18 protein-coding genes are annotated in these 14716 nt (G+C 64.7%); 9 read left to right on the forward strand and 9 right to left on the reverse strand.

Annotated features, from left to right (window positions below; translation table 11 throughout):
* Nucleotides 1-112: 112 nt before the first annotated feature.
* Complete coding sequence (locus KCN53_RS10640; RefSeq protein ID WP_143712225.1) at nucleotides 113-499, forward strand: hypothetical protein; 387 nt, start codon at nucleotides 113-115, stop codon at nucleotides 497-499.
* Here the strand turns inward: KCN53_RS10640 and KCN53_RS10645 are convergent.
* Complete coding sequence (locus tag KCN53_RS10645) at nucleotides 474-1670, reverse strand: tyrosine-type recombinase/integrase (RefSeq protein ID WP_088712458.1); 1197 nt, start codon at nucleotides 1668-1670, stop codon at nucleotides 474-476. The two genes, KCN53_RS10640 and KCN53_RS10645, sit on opposite strands and share 26 nt — an antisense overlap.
* 23 nt (nucleotides 1671-1693) lie before the next feature.
* Between KCN53_RS10645 and KCN53_RS10650 the strand changes: the two genes are divergently transcribed.
* Together KCN53_RS10650 and KCN53_RS10655 are read left to right on the forward strand one after the other, a co-directional pair.
* Entirely contained in the window at nucleotides 1694-2236 is a 543-nt protein-coding gene (locus KCN53_RS10650) for a hypothetical protein (protein WP_088712457.1), read from the forward strand.
* 163 nt (nucleotides 2237-2399) lie between these two features.
* Nucleotides 2400-2603 (forward strand): hypothetical protein, encoded by a 204-nt coding sequence (locus KCN53_RS10655; RefSeq protein WP_088712456.1) that lies wholly within the window; start codon nucleotides 2400-2402, stop codon nucleotides 2601-2603.
* Between the two features lie 937 nt (nucleotides 2604-3540).
* On the opposite strand, the gene KCN53_RS10660 is transcribed toward KCN53_RS10655, so the two are convergent.
* The 5 genes from KCN53_RS10660 to KCN53_RS10680 form a co-directional block, all read right to left on the reverse strand.
* Nucleotides 3541-3918 carry a hypothetical protein gene (locus KCN53_RS10660; protein ID WP_143712224.1) on the reverse strand — a complete coding sequence of 126 codons (378 nt, stop codon included), beginning with the start codon at nucleotides 3916-3918 and terminating at the stop codon, nucleotides 3541-3543.
* 264 nt (nucleotides 3919-4182) lie between these two features.
* Nucleotides 4183-4533, reverse strand: coding sequence for a hypothetical protein (locus KCN53_RS10665; protein ID WP_088712453.1), 351 nt, complete (start codon nucleotides 4531-4533; stop codon nucleotides 4183-4185).
* Nucleotides 4530-5120 carry a glycoside hydrolase family 108 protein gene (locus tag KCN53_RS10670; protein ID WP_088713429.1) on the reverse strand — a complete coding sequence of 197 codons (591 nt, stop codon included), beginning with the start codon at nucleotides 5118-5120 and terminating at the stop codon, nucleotides 4530-4532. The genes KCN53_RS10665 and KCN53_RS10670 overlap by 4 nt, the downstream gene beginning before the upstream one ends.
* A gap of 3 nt (nucleotides 5121-5123) precedes the next feature.
* Complete coding sequence (locus tag KCN53_RS10675; RefSeq protein ID WP_088712452.1) at nucleotides 5124-5549, reverse strand: hypothetical protein; 426 nt, start codon at nucleotides 5547-5549, stop codon at nucleotides 5124-5126.
* A gap of 3 nt (nucleotides 5550-5552) precedes the next feature.
* Nucleotides 5553-6236, reverse strand: coding sequence for a hypothetical protein (locus tag KCN53_RS10680; protein WP_088712451.1), 684 nt, complete (start codon nucleotides 6234-6236; stop codon nucleotides 5553-5555).
* Between KCN53_RS10680 and KCN53_RS10685 the strand changes: the two genes are divergently transcribed.
* Both KCN53_RS10685 and KCN53_RS10690 read left to right on the forward strand, forming a co-directional pair.
* On the forward strand, nucleotides 6229-6444 hold the full coding sequence (locus KCN53_RS10685) for a hypothetical protein (protein ID WP_143712223.1): 216 nt from the start codon (nucleotides 6229-6231) through the stop codon (nucleotides 6442-6444). The two genes, KCN53_RS10680 and KCN53_RS10685, sit on opposite strands and share 8 nt — an antisense overlap.
* Nucleotides 6445-6492: 48 nt before the next feature.
* Nucleotides 6493-6708 (forward strand): helix-turn-helix transcriptional regulator, encoded by a 216-nt coding sequence (locus tag KCN53_RS10690; RefSeq protein WP_088712450.1) that lies wholly within the window; start codon nucleotides 6493-6495, stop codon nucleotides 6706-6708.
* 159 nt (nucleotides 6709-6867) lie between these two features.
* Here KCN53_RS10690 and KCN53_RS10695 read toward each other — a convergent pair whose 3' ends face one another.
* The 3 genes from KCN53_RS10695 to KCN53_RS10705 are packed head-to-tail and all read right to left on the reverse strand — an operon-like array spanning nucleotide 6868 to nucleotide 9337.
* Complete coding sequence (locus KCN53_RS10695; protein ID WP_088712449.1) at nucleotides 6868-8187, reverse strand: ATP-binding protein; 1320 nt, start codon at nucleotides 8185-8187, stop codon at nucleotides 6868-6870.
* Between the two features lie 58 nt (nucleotides 8188-8245).
* A complete protein-coding gene (locus tag KCN53_RS10700; protein ID WP_088712448.1) occupies nucleotides 8246-8920 on the reverse strand; it encodes a response regulator transcription factor in 675 nt (224 codons plus the stop codon).
* Between the two features lie 27 nt (nucleotides 8921-8947).
* Nucleotides 8948-9337: a PepSY domain-containing protein gene (locus KCN53_RS10705; protein ID WP_143712222.1), complete on the reverse strand. Its 390-nt coding sequence runs from the start codon at nucleotides 9335-9337 to the stop codon at nucleotides 8948-8950.
* Between the two features lie 56 nt (nucleotides 9338-9393).
* Here KCN53_RS10705 and KCN53_RS10710 point away from each other — a divergent pair, with 56 nt between their 5' ends.
* The 4 genes from KCN53_RS10710 to KCN53_RS10725 all read left to right on the forward strand — a co-directional run bounded on the left by KCN53_RS10710 (nucleotide 9394) and on the right by KCN53_RS10725 (nucleotide 14678).
* A complete protein-coding gene (locus tag KCN53_RS10710; RefSeq protein ID WP_088712446.1) occupies nucleotides 9394-11190 on the forward strand; it encodes an ABC-F family ATP-binding cassette domain-containing protein in 1797 nt (598 codons plus the stop codon).
* On the forward strand, nucleotides 11187-11606 hold the full coding sequence (locus tag KCN53_RS10715) for a secondary thiamine-phosphate synthase enzyme YjbQ (protein ID WP_088712445.1): 420 nt from the start codon (nucleotides 11187-11189) through the stop codon (nucleotides 11604-11606). The genes KCN53_RS10710 and KCN53_RS10715 overlap by 4 nt, the downstream gene beginning before the upstream one ends.
* Nucleotides 11607-11632: 26 nt before the next feature.
* Complete coding sequence (locus tag KCN53_RS10720) at nucleotides 11633-12277, forward strand: glutathione S-transferase family protein (RefSeq protein ID WP_088712444.1); 645 nt, start codon at nucleotides 11633-11635, stop codon at nucleotides 12275-12277.
* 106 nt (nucleotides 12278-12383) lie between these two features.
* Entirely contained in the window at nucleotides 12384-14678 is a 2295-nt protein-coding gene (locus tag KCN53_RS10725) for a putative bifunctional diguanylate cyclase/phosphodiesterase (RefSeq protein ID WP_172406226.1), read from the forward strand.
* Nucleotides 14679-14716: the final 38 nt, after the last annotated feature.

Genomic DNA, 14716 nt, shown 5'->3' on the forward strand with positions numbered 1-14716 from the left:
AAATCTCGTGCCGATCCTACAGGCGTCACACAGGCGCCGAGCTGATCGCTCGTTTCTCGCGATTGTTCCTGTTTCGTTCTATCAGGGTCCGAATGATCGAGTCGACGTCCTGATGGCACGGAAGTTTCCCAACCGCCTGCTGCCCGGCTGGGCCCATTATGCGGGCACAGCGATCGACGAGGGCGGGATAGTTCTGCTTTACTGTCCGCGTTGCGGGCATATCTTTCGCGTCTCGCTCGAGCTGATGGTCCACGTCCGCGGCCGCCAGTTCCTGCTCCTGAACAAGCGGCCCCTGTGCAGGATCGCGAAGTGCGGTGGCCGCGGCTTCTACGTCGCGGCGCCCAGGCCGGAGAACAGGCTGGTTCCCGTCCTCCAGGACCTCCCCGACGACTGGATCATGGGCCCCCGCCCGCTCGACTTCGAACCTGGACCGCCGGACCCCCCGCCGGCGCCCGAACCGCCGCCGCGCTGGATTACCGCGCGGCGCTCGGCGAAATGATCGCCCCCCACTCATCGAGAAGATCGCGGCGCAGCTCGAGCTGGGCAGAGCGGTTATAGGCCGCCTCGACCTTGTCCTTCGGCGCGTGCGCCAGGGTAAGGTCGATCGCTGCCCGGTCGCGCGGCCGGCGCTCATTCATGATCGTCGAGAAGCTCGCCCGCCAGCCATGGGGTACGTGGCGTCCGCCCAGACCGGCCCGAACGTGCAGCTGGCGAAGTGCCGCCCCGCCGATCGGGCCGCCCCCGCGACCGCAGAAAACTGGACCGCTCGCCGGAAAAGACCGGCCGCCGCCAGCCTCTCTCGCCGCCTCGAGCACGCGGATCGCTGCCGGCGACAACGGTACGAGGTGATCAAACCGGTGCGATTCCTTTTTCGCACGGCTCAGCTTCATGCGCGCAGCCGGCACCCGCCAGATGGGCGCCTCCGTTTCGAGCCCCTCGAATTCGGCCCAGTCGGCACCGCGGACGGCCGCGCAGCGGACCGCTGTCAGGGCGAGGAACTCCGCGGCCAAGCGAACCGGCAGGGCCCCCGGCGCAGACCGGAGCGCGGCAAGAGCTTCCCTCGCCTCTTCCGGCGTTTCCACCGCCGGCATCGGTCGCACCAGCGGCGCCGCCTGCATTGCCTGCCCGAGCTCGGCCGCGGGGTCGCCTTCGACGAGCTCCTGGGACCTGGCAAAGCGGAAGATGGCCGACAGGCGCTGACGGAGCCGCGCCGCCGATGCAATGCTGCCTCGATTCTCGAGCGCCGACAGCAGCTCAAGCAGTTCACCGGCGCCGATTGCGCCGATGGTCCGGTCGCCGATCTGCGGAAAGACGTCGCGCTCGAGCGACGACAACACGTCCCCGGCGTGAACGATCGACCAGCGCGGCCGCTGTTTCTCGAACCAGCGACGCGCGACGCTTTCGAACGAGAGCCCTGTCGAGGTCCCACGCGGATCGCGCCCCTCCTCGAGCTCGGCCTTTGCAGCCGCGGCCTTCGCCCGCGCCTGGTTCAGCGAGAGGTCCGGAAAGCGGCCCAGGGTCAGCAGCTGCTCGCGGCGCCGCCACCGGAATTTCAGACGCCAGGATTTGAGGCCGGAGGGTGCGATGAACAGGAACAGTCCGCCGGCGTCCGAAAGCTTATAGGCGCGCGCCATCGGCTGCGCGGCTTTCGCCGCGGCGAGAGTGAGCATAGGCTGCTCCCCGGGAGAGACTTATGAGCAGAAGAAAGAAGCAAGTCGTCAGCGATCTGCTCGACCTATCGCGTGCGGTGCCGCCTCCAGAGGAGCAGGAGCTGATGTGGGAGCGCCTAGAACACGAAACGGATCGCTCGGCCGCGATATGGGCTGGTGCGCACGTTGAGCTAATTCTCCGGGAAGCAATAAGAACGCGGCTCGCGGACCCAGGCCCGCAACTCACGGAGAGCTGGTTTATCAAGGAGGGGGCGCCTTTTTCGACCTTTGCTGCGAAAATCCACTTGGGTCGAGGGTTGGTAATCTTGGGACCGAAGACGGAGCGTTATCTGAAAGCGATCAAGGATATTCGCAACGCTTTCGCTCATAGCGTTCATCATCTTACGTTCGGTCACAAAGCCATTATCGATCGCATTCGGATTCTCGAGCCCGAGGAGATAGTGAGCCTTTCGGCTGCCGAAGCGCGATCATGTTACATCGATTCGTGCTCCAACATCGCCAACGAGTTGATTGACTATGCAAAGAAACACAGTGGAGAGAACCTTGGCTTTCCACCATTGGTGTAACGCAACGGATCGCGGATAAACCCTCCGCGTCGCCGGGCGGAAAGGATGGCGGAATTCCGCGCGCAACTAGCGCGCCCGGCGTAAGCGATACCCCCAGCGATACCCCCAGATTGGCGGTCACAAATCTGGAAACCGGCTACGACTTCAATAGGCGCTACACGCCATGGTCGAGGAAACTGACGCTCAAACCCGCGCGCTCGACACGGCGGCAGCCCTCTTCGAGAGATACGGTGCCGAGGAAGCTGTGGCGGCGGCCAGACGCGCGATCGAAGGCTATGAAGCCGACGATCCCTTCCCGGGTGCGGCCGAGCATTGGCGCCGCGTACTCGAGATCTTCCGGATCAGCGGCTACGCGGACTCAGAATAGACGGAGGCAGATCGTGCCAAGGCGGTGATCAGTTATCTCACCTTGGTGAGCCAGTGGGGAAGCTCCCTCTCCAGCATGTTCCACCCATCCTGAATGCTTTCAGTAAATTCCTCTTCCTTCTCCGTCCTGACTAAGGATACGAAATGCCGCCATTCGACAGGCGTCGGGTTGGGATGACGCCACAAGGCCAACCCTCCAAGCTGGAGAAGTTTCTGCCGATTCAAGGTATCCCAATATGTTAGTCGCACAATTATTGCTGACGGCACAGTATTGGACGACAAATCACCAAACAGCCTCGACGGACCGCTATTCCCTAACACCCTCTCCCATCTGTCCGATCCCGGAAACAGGATAGGGAAGCGATCATAAAATGGTTGGCCGTCTAAGGGATCTTCCTGGGAAATAGATGGGACCGGAACATCATGCCGACACCCCCAAAATTTCGTTCTAACATCTGCGATCATATCGAGACATTCTCGATCGCCCATATTCCGAACTGCAAGTTTGAAACAAATTCCGTCTCCATTCGGAGTGGCAGATCGGACAAGGTTAGCTTCGGGATACAAGCTCCCAGCCTCGCGCTCATCTCCTCTACGAATGGCAAGGAGAGCGGCACCGTTCGCACGTTCTTGCGCTTCGAGAACGCGCCCAGTCTGACGAACCGTCCAAAAGAGAAATCCGGTCCCAACGACACTTACGATAAGCGCTAACGCCGCCACTAAGAACACGCCAAGGCCCGTTTGAGCAGACACCGAGTCTGGCGACCTCCATGCCAAATCAAGAATCTCAGCCAATACTTCCATCGGTTCATCCCTTCTCGGCTTCTAGCCTTACTCCGGAATGACTCCGATAGTTGTCAACTACTAGATCTCGCTTCTCACCCGCATACGACTGGCACCGCGTACTCGAGATCTTCCGGATCAGCGGCTACGCGGACTCAGAATAGACGGAAGCCGCTGTCCCGTTCGGCCGCCTCGCGGTGCATCACCTCGCACCCCTGGTCGACCGCCGCGGCCGCGGCCTTGTCGTCATTCGCTTGTTGCAAGCGCCCCGCCGAACCCAGAAAGGCGGCCAGTGCCGTGCGGAAGGCTGTCTCATACCAGGCAAGGCGCAGCTCCGCCGGTTCGTCGGGGAGCGGCGGCGTTCCGAAGTCCGGATAAGGCTCCGCTTCAGTCCGCTCGAGGAGACCGCTCGCCGCCGTCAGGCCCGCGCAGTCGGGCACATCGAGGGTCGGCGTGATTGTCGCGCAGCCGGCACCAAGCAGCAAGGCCGGCATCGACAGCAGCGCCAGGGCTGGTCGCAGTTCGTATCGCATTCTGTCCCTCTCCCACGATCGCTTCGGTCTCGGCATCGTCAGCCGCATTTTTTCGCACCTCGGTAAGCCCGGCCTGGCCGGCGCGGACGCTTGCCTCGGCCTGTCCTTTGTCGACGCCGGCCTGCGCGGCCTCGTCGCGGTGCAGCCACCAGCTGACGGCGAAGCCAGCGCCGACCACGGCGAGCAAGATGAGGACCAGGCTAGCGGTCATTGAAAAGCGCGCGGGGATGCCACAGCGCACAAGCAGGGCGGCAAGCGTTGCCATTAACCTTCTCCCGCCATGTCCTTGATTGCTGCGCCCGCCTGTTCGACCGCGCCGGCGGCGGGCGGCCCGCCCTCGATCTCGATTCCGCTGCGCGAGACCTTCACCTTGCGCCGGTTGATGGCGAAGCCGAGCGCGAAGAGAACAATTGCCGCGGCTGCAAGCGCCCCCAGCAGGGCTCGGCCGAGATAGTCGATCCGCTGCGCTGCCGTCGCAACCGGCCACTCGCCTTTCCACAACGCCCAGACCAGCATCCCGGAAAAGAAGATGAGGCCAGCACCGCCGATGAGCGAGCCGGCCAAAGCGATGAAGGCGCGCAGATCCCGCGGCGGCCAGATGCTGTGCCAGCTCATCCCAGCGCGCCGATGCGGTTTTCGAACCACCCAAAGACGAAGTCCTCATTCTGAGGCCGCCCCTCGGCGATACGGACATAGCGGGCACCCTGCAGGCACTCGAGCATCTTCATAAGGACGGCGCGTCCACGCTCGCCGCGCTTACGCTTCAGCGCCCCCAGGGCGCGCAGCGTCGCCGGCCCCAGGTCGCCGTCGACGGCGATGTCCGCCCAGTCCCGCTCTTGCCGGTTGAGCGCATTCAGCGCCTGCTGCAGGAACTCCGCCGCCTTGCCCGGGCCCATGTTGACGCCGGTGTCGAATAGTTCGGCGGCGATCGCTCCGGAAAAGTCCTCGGCGATACGGTCGAGCTCGAGGCTGTCCCAGTAGAGCGAGCGATAGATCGCCACCGCTGTCGCCAGCGGGAGATCCCGCATTGCCCCCGAATAGCCCCACCGCCGCGCAACGCGCTCGGTGATGCCCAGCATCGTCCTGCCGCCGCGATCGGAGGGATGGTCGCTATAGGCGCCCTCCACTCCCAGCGTATGCGAGCAGGACGCGTCGAATGCCTGCGGCCCCGGGACCGGTCCCAGATTGAGTATCCTCGTCATCATCTATCTCCCGATGTCGTGAAACCTGGCGGCTGCCATTAGCGGCCAGTCCTTCAGCTCGTGGGCGTGCTCCTGCTGGGCGACCCAGATATCGACCCGCTGGCGCCATTCGTCGGTCACCGGCCCTTCGGTCGCAGCGCGAAGCAGGTCGCTGGCCTCGCGAATGAGGCTCTCCATCCGCTGCAGGACCTGGCGAATGTTCTCCCGCTCCGCCAAGGCGGCCGCCGCGTCGTCGCCGCGCGCCGCGCGCTCCGCGTCGAGCAGCTCGATCGTGTCTTGCAGTTGCACCCGCAGCTGCTCGATGATCTTTACCAGCGCTGCCGTTCCGGCCTCGATCGCCGACGGTTTGCGCGCGACGATCGCCGTAACGATGCTGGAGAGGCCGCCGACGCCCAGGGCACCGGCGACCAGCGGCAGAAGATCCTGCATGGATCAGTGTCCCGGATCGTAGGCGATACGCCCTTTGACGGGATGCTGCTCGACGATTCGCATTGCTGACCCAGAGGGCGGCGTGACGATGGTGATGTCACCCGTTGTGGAGATCTTCAGCATGCAGTCTTCGCTGGCAACGCGCGCCCGGACCCACTGCGCCACCCGCGGTCGAAAACCCTCCGGCAGCGTACCGATGACCGTGTTCGCCGCCAGCGTCGGGGTCGTGCCTCCGAAATTGCCGTCCCATTGCAGCACGTCGTCTATGGTCTTGCGAAAGCGGCACTGGCCCGCGCCCCACCCGTTCTGCAGCGACAAGGCGGAGGCCGCTTTCCAGATCCCATAAGTGCCAAGGCCGCCGTCGAAGACGCGCAGCAGCTCGGATGGGTCTAGCGTGTTCGCGGAAATGATCGCTGCCTCGGAATCGGACCAGGACTGGTCGCCGCGATGCGGCCCGATCCCGCGCACGCGGTTGCGCCCGATCATCGTGTAGCGGACCTTCTCGTCCGCGATGTAGATGTCGTAGTTACCGCCGCCGTCTGCCGTGCGCCCGAAGGTGTTCCCTTCGATGAAGACGTCCTCGATGTCTTCGTGGCCGGCGATCGCTGCCGCCGTTCCCTTCAGGTAGATGCCGTGGTCGAGCAGCGTGCCGCCGCCGAGATTGTTGTCGACGACGCGGATGGCCACGTCTAAGAAGGAAGCTGTTGGGCAAGCGGCGTTCATTGCCGCGGTCGAGGACCTTCGCTTCGCCGAAATGATCGATGTCGCCGAGATGATGGCGACGACCTCAGCCGAAATGGAGCGGGCGGATCCGGACGCCCCGCTCAGTCCGCTCGAATATGCGTATCTGCTGCGCGACACGGCCGAGGCTTTGCGGGAGGGCGGCAATGCCTGAAGCCCACCCGCTCGATTGGCCGGATTGCGCGTTCGAGGAGTGCGACCTGTGAGCGCCGAGCCGAAAACGACCCGCCGCAGCCCTGGGCGCTATCTCAAGCTGGCCGATGTAACCGCCGAAACGTCGCTTCACCGCGCGACCATCTACCGTCGCGCCAGTCGCGGCGAGTTCCCCAAGCCCGTGCCGATCGGCGGCCGCCGGGTCGCTTGGCGCGAGTGCGACATCGAACGCTGGAAGGCCGATCAGGAGGCCGCGGCCTCCTGATCGCACCGGGGCCCAATTGGGGGCCTTTTTCAAGAACCGACCATATTTTCCACAATAAAAAAGGGGGTTTATCCGTGACAGCCGTATCCACGCGGGGCATCCAGCTTTTCCAACATGTCGGACCGAGCTATCGCGGATGTTCCCTGAGACGGTCCCGCTTCAGACCGCCGCCTGCCGTGCGCGGGGAAGCCTTAGCCTGACCAGCAGGCCGCCCAGATCCTCGCTTTCGCCCAGTGTCACCGACCCGCCGTAAATCTCTGCCACGTCCTTGACGATGGCGAGGCCCAGCCCCGTCCCCGGCTTGTCGGTGTCAAGCCGGGCGCCGCGCTGGAAGATCGTCTCGCGCCGTTCGGAGGGAATACCCGGCCCGTCATCCTCGACCTCGATGAGAAGGCCGCCCTCCCCGTCCTCCTTCACGGTCACGAAGACGCGGCCCCCGCCATATTTGGCGGCGTTTTCGATGAGGTTGCCGAGCATCTCCTCAAGGTCCTGCCGCTCGCCGAGGAAATCGAGCTCGCGTTCGCCGTCGAGATCGATGGTGACGGCGTCGGGGTAGATCCGTTCAACCGTCCTGCGGATCGCCTCCAGGCTGGGCCAGACCGCACTGCGCATGTTCAGCGCGCTGCGCCGCCCCAGCGCCCTGGCCCGCGCAAGGTGATGATCGACATGGCGGCGCATGACGGCGGTCTGCCGCGCGACGGTGTCCGCGAAATCTCCCTCGGACACGGCGGCCTCGTTCGCGAGCACGGCCATGGGGGTCTTGAGCGCGTGCGCAAGATTGCCCGCATGGCGCCGCGCCGCCTCGGCCTGCTGCTCGGCAGCATCGAGCAGTTCGTTGATCTCGACCATGAGCGGCGCGACCTCGGGCACGAAGTCGGTGGACACGCGCGAGACCTTGCCGGCCCGGACGGCCGCCACCTCCCGCCCCACGCGGCGCAGTGGACGCAGGCCGTAAAGTCCCTGGATCGCCGCCAAGGAGATGAGGACCAGTCCGAGGACCAGGAGCGAGATGGTCACCGCGCGGCGCACGCGCTGGAGCTGCGCATCGAGCGGCGCCCTGTTCTGCGCCACCTGAAACTGGAACACCGTATCGGACCCCGGCAGGGTCGCGTCCTGCTGCGCGACGCGCAGGACTTCATCGCCGAAGCGCATATCGTAAAAGATCATCTCGTCGGAGCCGACCGGCTCCACACCGAGGCGCCGGTCCCACAGAGAGCGGGACGGATAGGGGGTCTGGCCGGTACGGGAGACCTGCCAGTAGAGGCCCGACAGGGGCTCCAGGAAGCGCTGCTCGGCCATCGGCCGGATGAAGCGCACTTCACCGCGCGGCGAGAGTTCCGCATTCGCGATCATCGAGAGGAGGCGCTCTTCGAGCTGAACGTCGAACTGGTCGGCAACGATCGACGATACAGTGCGGTCGAGGACGAACCCGCCCGCGACGAGCATGACGAGAATCCACCCCGCCGCGATCGCAAGCATGCGCCGCGCGAGGGTACGCGGACCAAATGGCCTCGCCGGCGACGGCACCGGCCTAAGTTCAGGCGGCGCGGTTTTCAGGATCGTCCAGTGTATAGCCGAGACCGCGGATGGTCTCGATCAACTCGGCGCCGAGCTTCTTGCGAATGCGCGTGATGAAAACCTCGATCGTGTTGGAATCGCGATCGAAGTCCTGATCGTAAATATGCTCGATCAATTCGGTGCGGCTGACCACCTTCCCCTTGTGATGCATCAGGTAGCTGAGGAGCTTGTACTCCTGCGCGGTCAGGCGAACGGGCTGGCCGGCCTTCGTCACCCGGCCCGAGCGCGTATCGAGCCGGACGTCGCCCGCTTCGAGTTCGCTGGACGCGAGCCCCGCCGAGCGCCGGATCAGCGCCCTCAGCCGGGCGATGAGTTCCTCCATCTTGAAGGGCTTGCCGAGATAATCGTCGGCGCCCGAATCGAGACCGGAGACCTTGTCCGACCAGCTGTCGCGCGCCGTCAGAACCAGAACAGGCATGTTGATGTCGGCCTTGCGCCACTTGTCGAGAACGGTGAGTCCGTCCATTTCCGGCAGGCCGAGATCGAGGATCGCCGCGTCGTAGTCCTCCTCAGAGCCCTGAAAATGTCCGTCGACCCCGTTGGTGGCCAGGTCGACGGCATAGCCGTTCGCCTCCAGCGTCTCCTTGAGCTGCTGGCCGAGCGTGGGCTCGTCTTCCACGATTAGAAGGCGCATGGGGGCTCCCCTTCAGAAGCGTTGAAATTACTCGCTGATGCGAAGGATATCGCCCGTCCGGGCATCGACGTCCACCATGACGACCTTGCCGCCGCGTAGATATTTCATGCGGTAGCGGCCGGAATGGGGGTCGCAGTCGCAGCCGAGGAAGCGACCGCCGACACGGCGCCCTACCTGCTCCCGAATGTCGTCGAGCCCAAGAAGTTCGCCATTCTTGCGCGCCTGCAACGCCGCATCCTGATCGCGCGGATCGACAATCGCCTCTGCCGGCGCGGGTGCGGCCGCCATGAGGAAGAGCAATGCTGCTGCGATGATGCCGAACTGGTGGACGAGGCGCATTCCGATTACCTGGCTGAATGCAGCTTCGCTTACCGGCCGGGCACTGAACCGGCTGTGAATGTTTCGATTCGATGTCACTGCGTTCGCCCCCACCTCTGGCGATCTCCAAAGGTCATACATAGGTAGCTTCGTCAATGTCCGCACCCATACTCTCGCTCGAATCGATCGGCCTCGTCCAAGGCACCGGCTGGCTGCTTCGCGATCTCGACCTGTTCATCGGAGAGCGCGACCGCCTCGCCCTCATCGGCCGCAACGGCGCCGGAAAGTCGACGCTGTTCCGGATCATATCCGGCCTCGTCGAGATCGACGAGGGCAAGCGGAAGCAGCGTCCCGGCACGAAAATCGCCATGCTGGCGCAGGATCCGGAGATTTCCGGGTTCGAAACCCTGCTGGACTTCGCCACGTCCGGAGACGACGCGCCCGAAAAGCACGAGGTCGAAGCCATTGCCGACCAGCTTGGAACCGACCTGTCGCGCAGCGCGCAGACTGCCTCAGGCGGCGAACGGCGGCGAGCGGCGCTGTGCCGGATATTGGCAACCGACGCCGACCTGCTGCTGCTCGACGAACCGACCAACCATCTCGACATCGCGGCGATCGAGTGGCTGGAAGGCTGGCTGAACCGCTATGCCGGGGCCTTCATCGTCATCAGCCATGACCGCGAATTCCTGAAACGGCTGACACGGTCCGTCGTGTGGCTCGACCGCGGGCAGATCCGGCGCAAGGAAATCGGCTTCGGTGGGTTCGAGGCCTGGTCGGAAGAAGTTTACGCCGAGGAAGCGCGCGCAGCCGCCAAGCTGGACACGAAGCTGGCGCAGGAGACGAAGTGGCTGCACCGGGGCGTCACGGCGAGACGAAAGCGGAACCAGGGGCGGCTCGACGCTCTCACGAAACTGCGTGCCCAGCGCGCCTCGATGCTCGGGCAGGCGGGGAAAGCGCAACTGGACCTGGCGGACGACGAAGACGCCAAGGCCAAGGTCGTCATCGACGCCAAGGACATTTCAAAGAGTTTCGGCGACCGGCAGATCCTGAAGCCCATGTCGCTGAGAATCCAGCGCGGCGACCGCATCGGCCTGGTGGGCCCGAACGGTGCCGGCAAGACGACGTTCCTGAAACTGCTGACCAAGGAGCTGGAGCCCGATACCGGACGCGTGCGTCATGCAAAGACCTTGTCGGGAATCCTGATCGACCAGCAGCGCTCGCTGCTTGCCCCGAAGCTACGCGTTCGCGACATCGTCGCCGAGGGCGGCGAATGGATCGACGTTCGCGGCGAGACCAAGCATATCGTCGGGTATCTGAAGCAGTTCCTGTTCACGCGCGAAGATGCGGACAGGCTGGTCGGCTCCATGTCGGGCGGGGAACGGTCGCGGTTGCTGCTGGCGCGCGAATTCGCGCGGCCGTCCAACCTGCTGGTCCTCGATGAGCCGACCAACGACCTTGACCTGGAAACCCTCGACCTGCTGCAGGAAGTGATCGCAGACTATGAAGGGACGGTCCTTCTGGTCAGCCACGACCGCGACTTTCTCGACCGAACCGTCAATATGGTGATCGGCCTCGACGGGTCGGGATATGCCGACATCGTGGCGGGGGGATTTGCCGACTGGGAGCGCAAGCGCAGGACGCGTAGCCAGAGCGGGTCGAAGCAGAGTTCCGGGCCGCCAGCTTCCGCACCGCAGCCCTCTCCCGCGCGCGAAGAGCGCATGACGTTCAAGGACAAGCACGAGCTGGAAACCCTTCCCGCGCGCATCGCGGATCTGGAGCGGCAAGTGAAAATCCACGAGACCGCCCTCGCCGACCCCAAGCTCTATGAGGCCGGGCCGGCCGCCGCGCAGAAGCTCGGCGACGAACTCGAGCGCATTCGCGAGGACCTGCTCACCGCCGAGGACCGGTGGCTGGAACTGAGCGAGAAGGCAGAGGAATTGGCCGTCCAGTGAAACAGGCCGCGACCAGTCTCGACACCCGCACGGACGGACCCGGCCTCTATGAGCTATCGGACGAGACAAGGAGGTGGGCCGAAACCCAGGGAATCGAAACCGGCCTTCTGACCGTCTTCTGCCGCCACACCTCATGTTCGCTACTGATCCAGGAGAACGCCGCCCCGGCGGCGCGGCGCGACCTGGAGCGCTATTTCTCCAGCATCGCCCCGGAAGACGCCGCAGCCTATGAGCATGACGAGGAGGGGCCGGACGACATGCCGGCTCACCTGAGAGCGGCGCTGACGCAGACCAGCCTATCAATCCCTCTAATGGGAGGTCGCCTGACGCTCGGAACGTGGCAGGGTATATTCCTGTTCGAACATCGCCGGCGGGCTCATGAGCGGTCACTCGCCCTGCATCTCCTCGGCGTCTGACCCTCTTTTCCGGAAGGAAACACGCGATGCTCACCGTCCACCACCTGCGCCTGTCGCAGTCCGAACGTATCGTCTGGCTATGCGAGGAACTCGGCCTCGACTACGAGCTGAAGCTTTACGACCGGCGCGAGGACAACCGCCTGGCGCCCGACGAGTATAAGGCCCTCCACCCCATGGGCATCGCGCCGGTAATCACCGACGGCGAGCTCGTTCTGGGCGAGAGCGGCGCAATCGTCGACTATGTCGAGAAGAAGCACGGCGCCGGCCGTCTGTCGCCCGCCAGCGACCATGCGGACTTCGCGGACCACCTGTTCTGGCTGCACTGGTCGAACGGCACCTTCATGGCCTCGATGATGATGCAGCTGATGCTGACCATGTCGGGCGCCCCCGAAGGGAATATGGCCGAAGGCTTCGTGGCCGACCGGGTCGGCAAGGGCTGGTCGATGATCGAGGACAGGCTGGGACGGGCCGACTATTTCGGCGGCAGCGCATTGTCGACGGCCGACATCATGATGGTCTACTGCCTGACGACGTCGCGCGCCTTCCGGCCCGGAAGCCTTCCCGAAGCCCTGACGAACACCCGCGCTTATCTGCAGCGCATCGGCGAACGCCCGGCCTATCAGCGGGCGATGGAAAAGGCCGAGCCGGGCATGGAACCGATGCTGAGCTAGCGGGCGACTCGCCGCCGGAGCGGGCCGCGCGGCCCCGTGAACCATCTAGTAGGGTTTCGCCGCTAGGCTTGCGCCTATGCTGGCGAAACCGAACGGATCACGCCCCGTGCGAAACCGAACCCTGCCCTCAGAGGCGAAGAAGACGGCGAGAAGCGAAAAACGCGCCGATCTCCTCGGCGCCCACGTCGCAGCGCACCGCGAACTGGTGAAGCAAGCCGCCATGAATTTCCTGCTTGGGTGGCTGCTGCTTTACGGCATGCTCATCTGGGCATCGGGCGAGACCGAGCTGCCGCTTTACGCCGCAGGAGCTTCCGCTGCCGGCGTGCTGACCTTGTGCGCATTGTCCCGGCTGAAGGCGTTTGGGGGGACGACGCCGCAGCTCATCGTCGGTATTCTCGCCTCCCTGATCGGCATGGTCCCGATCTTCGTGCTGGGATTTCTCTACCTGCCCGGTGCAGCACCCATGGCGCAAACGGCCCTGACCGGCACACTGGCGCTTGCGCTCGCCTTCGGGTCCGCCCTTATGCGCCATCTGCCCGGAGGACCTAGTCTCAACGTCCTTCTCCTCGGCTCGATCTTCGTCGCGTCGCTCGGGGAGGCGTTCGGCCCTGTCGGCTGGAGCGTCGGCGGAGCCACGATCTTTCTCGCCTGGCAGTTTGCCGGAGTCGTCGACCGCTCGCGCAAAGGTCTCGCCGAACGCATGGAGCGCGAACAGAGCCTTGAAGAGACGTCCCAGTCCGTCCAGGCGCTTTTGAGCGAGTTCGAAGAGCATGGCTCCGACTGGCTGTTCGCCGTCGACGAGCGCGGCCAGATTCGCAAGCCCACGCGCCGGTTTGCCGAAGCCATGGGCTGCGATCCGTCCGAACTGGACGGGCGCCGGCTCTGCGAGTTGTTCGAGCCCGGCGACATGCGCCGCGAGCTTATCAACCACCTGTCGCAGCGAACCGCCTTTCGCAGGCTGCGCCTACCGGTCGCCGCGGGAAAGGAACAGCGCTTCTGGTCGCTGAGCGCCCGCCCGGTCAGCGAAGCCAGCGGCATTGCCATGCGCGGCGTCATGACCGACGTAACGACGGAGGCGCAGGCCGAGGCCCGCGTACACCGCATGGCGCATTATGACGCCCTGACCGACCTTCCCAACCGGCTGTCCTTCACGGAACAGGCCGAGATCGCCGTCTCCGGAGCAACTGCGACGAACCGGTGCGGACTGTTGTTCGTCGATCTGGATCACTTCAAGGCGGTCAACGACGTTTACGGCCACCGGGCCGGCGATGTCCTGCTGCAGACGACGGCGGAACGGCTGAAACAGGTCGTGTCCTCCAGCGGGCTGGTGGCCCGACTGGGCGGCGACGAATTCGCGATCCTTATTCCCTCCGGCGCCAGCCCGGCAGGCGTCGAGGAACTGGCAGAACGCATTGCGACCACGGTCTCCGACGTCGTGCGCCACGACGGTCTGGCGCTCGAGCCGACGGTGAGCATCGGGCTTGCGATCGCGCCGGACGACGCCACCGGGCTCAAGGAGCTGTTGCACCAGGCAGACATGGCGCTCTACGCCTCCAAGCAGGACGGCCGAAACTGCTGGCGCCGATTTGACCGGCAGATGGATGAAACGGCGCAAAGCCGGCGGGCGCTGGCCACGGAAATGAAGGCCGCCCTGAAGCGCGGCGAGTTTCGCCTGTTCTATCAGCCCATCGTGCACGCCAAGACGCTCGAACTGCGCGGCTTCGAAACGCTGGTCCGCTGGATCCACCCGACGCGCGGCTTCGTCTCGCCGGGAGATTTCATCCCGATTGCCGAGGAAAGCGGGTTCATCCGCGATCTGGGCGCGTGGATCCTGGAGACCGCGATGGAGGAAGCGGCCACCTGGCCGGACCATATCAATATTGCCGTGAACGTGTCGCCTATGCAGCTGCGCGGCAGCGAGTTCGAACGCACGGTTACCGATGCCCTCGCAAGCACCCGCCTCGCCCCCACCCGTCTGGAACTGGAGATCACGGAAAGCGTGCTGCTGGAGCAGAGCGATAGCGGCATTGCGTCACTGAAGCGGCTACGCACCCGCGGCGTTCGCTTCTCGCTGGACGATTTCGGGACCGGTTTCTCGTCGCTCAGCTATCTTCGCACCTTCCCCTTCAACAAGGTGAAGATCGACCGCTCGTTCGTGAACGACATGGGCGATGGCGGCAGCTGCTACGCGATCGTGAAGGCCGTGCTGAGCCTGGCACGCGACATGGGCATGGTGACCGTGGCGGAAGGCATCGAATTGCCCGGTCAGCTGGCCGCGCTGCAGCAAATGGGCTGCGACCAAATCCAGGGCTTCCTGATCAGCAAGCCGCTCCCGCTCGAGGACGCGCGCGAACAGGTGGCTCAGGCCTCCGACACATACCGGCTTCCGCGTACCGCCTGACGATCAGGGCCAACCGAAAAGCTCCGCCCCGGACATCG

The organism is Pacificimonas aurantium (genome assembly GCF_020092905.1).
Taxonomy (GTDB): domain Bacteria; phylum Pseudomonadota; class Alphaproteobacteria; order Sphingomonadales; family Sphingomonadaceae; genus Pacificimonas; species Pacificimonas aurantium.

Bases quoted from the DNA above. Each gene is read 5' to 3' on its own strand.
- KCN53_RS10670 (WP_088713429.1), bottom strand. From the start codon at position 5,120: ATGACGAGGATACTCAATCTGGGACCGGTCCCGGGGCCGCAGGCATTC.
- KCN53_RS10650 (WP_088712457.1), top strand. From the start codon at position 1,694: ATGAGCAGAAGAAAGAAGCAAGTCGTCAGCGATCTGCTCGACCTATCG.
- KCN53_RS10640 (WP_143712225.1), top strand. From the start codon at position 113: ATGGCACGGAAGTTTCCCAACCGCCTGCTGCCCGGCTGGGCCCATTAT.
- KCN53_RS10645 (WP_088712458.1), bottom strand. From the start codon at position 1,670: ATGCTCACTCTCGCCGCGGCGAAAGCCGCGCAGCCGATGGCGCGCGCC.
- KCN53_RS10660 (WP_143712224.1), bottom strand. From the start codon at position 3,918: ATGCGATACGAACTGCGACCAGCCCTGGCGCTGCTGTCGATGCCGGCC.
- KCN53_RS10700 (WP_088712448.1), bottom strand. From the start codon at position 8,920: ATGCGCCTTCTAATCGTGGAAGACGAGCCCACGCTCGGCCAGCAGCTC.
- KCN53_RS10665 (WP_088712453.1), bottom strand. From the start codon at position 4,533: ATGAGCTGGCACAGCATCTGGCCGCCGCGGGATCTGCGCGCCTTCATC.
- KCN53_RS10695 (WP_088712449.1), bottom strand. From the start codon at position 8,187: ATGCTTGCGATCGCGGCGGGGTGGATTCTCGTCATGCTCGTCGCGGGC.
- KCN53_RS10720 (WP_088712444.1), top strand. From the start codon at position 11,633: ATGCTCACCGTCCACCACCTGCGCCTGTCGCAGTCCGAACGTATCGTC.
- KCN53_RS10675 (WP_088712452.1), bottom strand. From the start codon at position 5,549: ATGCAGGATCTTCTGCCGCTGGTCGCCGGTGCCCTGGGCGTCGGCGGC.
- KCN53_RS10655 (WP_088712456.1), top strand. From the start codon at position 2,400: ATGGTCGAGGAAACTGACGCTCAAACCCGCGCGCTCGACACGGCGGCA.
- KCN53_RS10685 (WP_143712223.1), top strand. From the start codon at position 6,229: ATGGCCACGTCTAAGAAGGAAGCTGTTGGGCAAGCGGCGTTCATTGCC.
- KCN53_RS10710 (WP_088712446.1), top strand. From the start codon at position 9,394: ATGTCCGCACCCATACTCTCGCTCGAATCGATCGGCCTCGTCCAAGGC.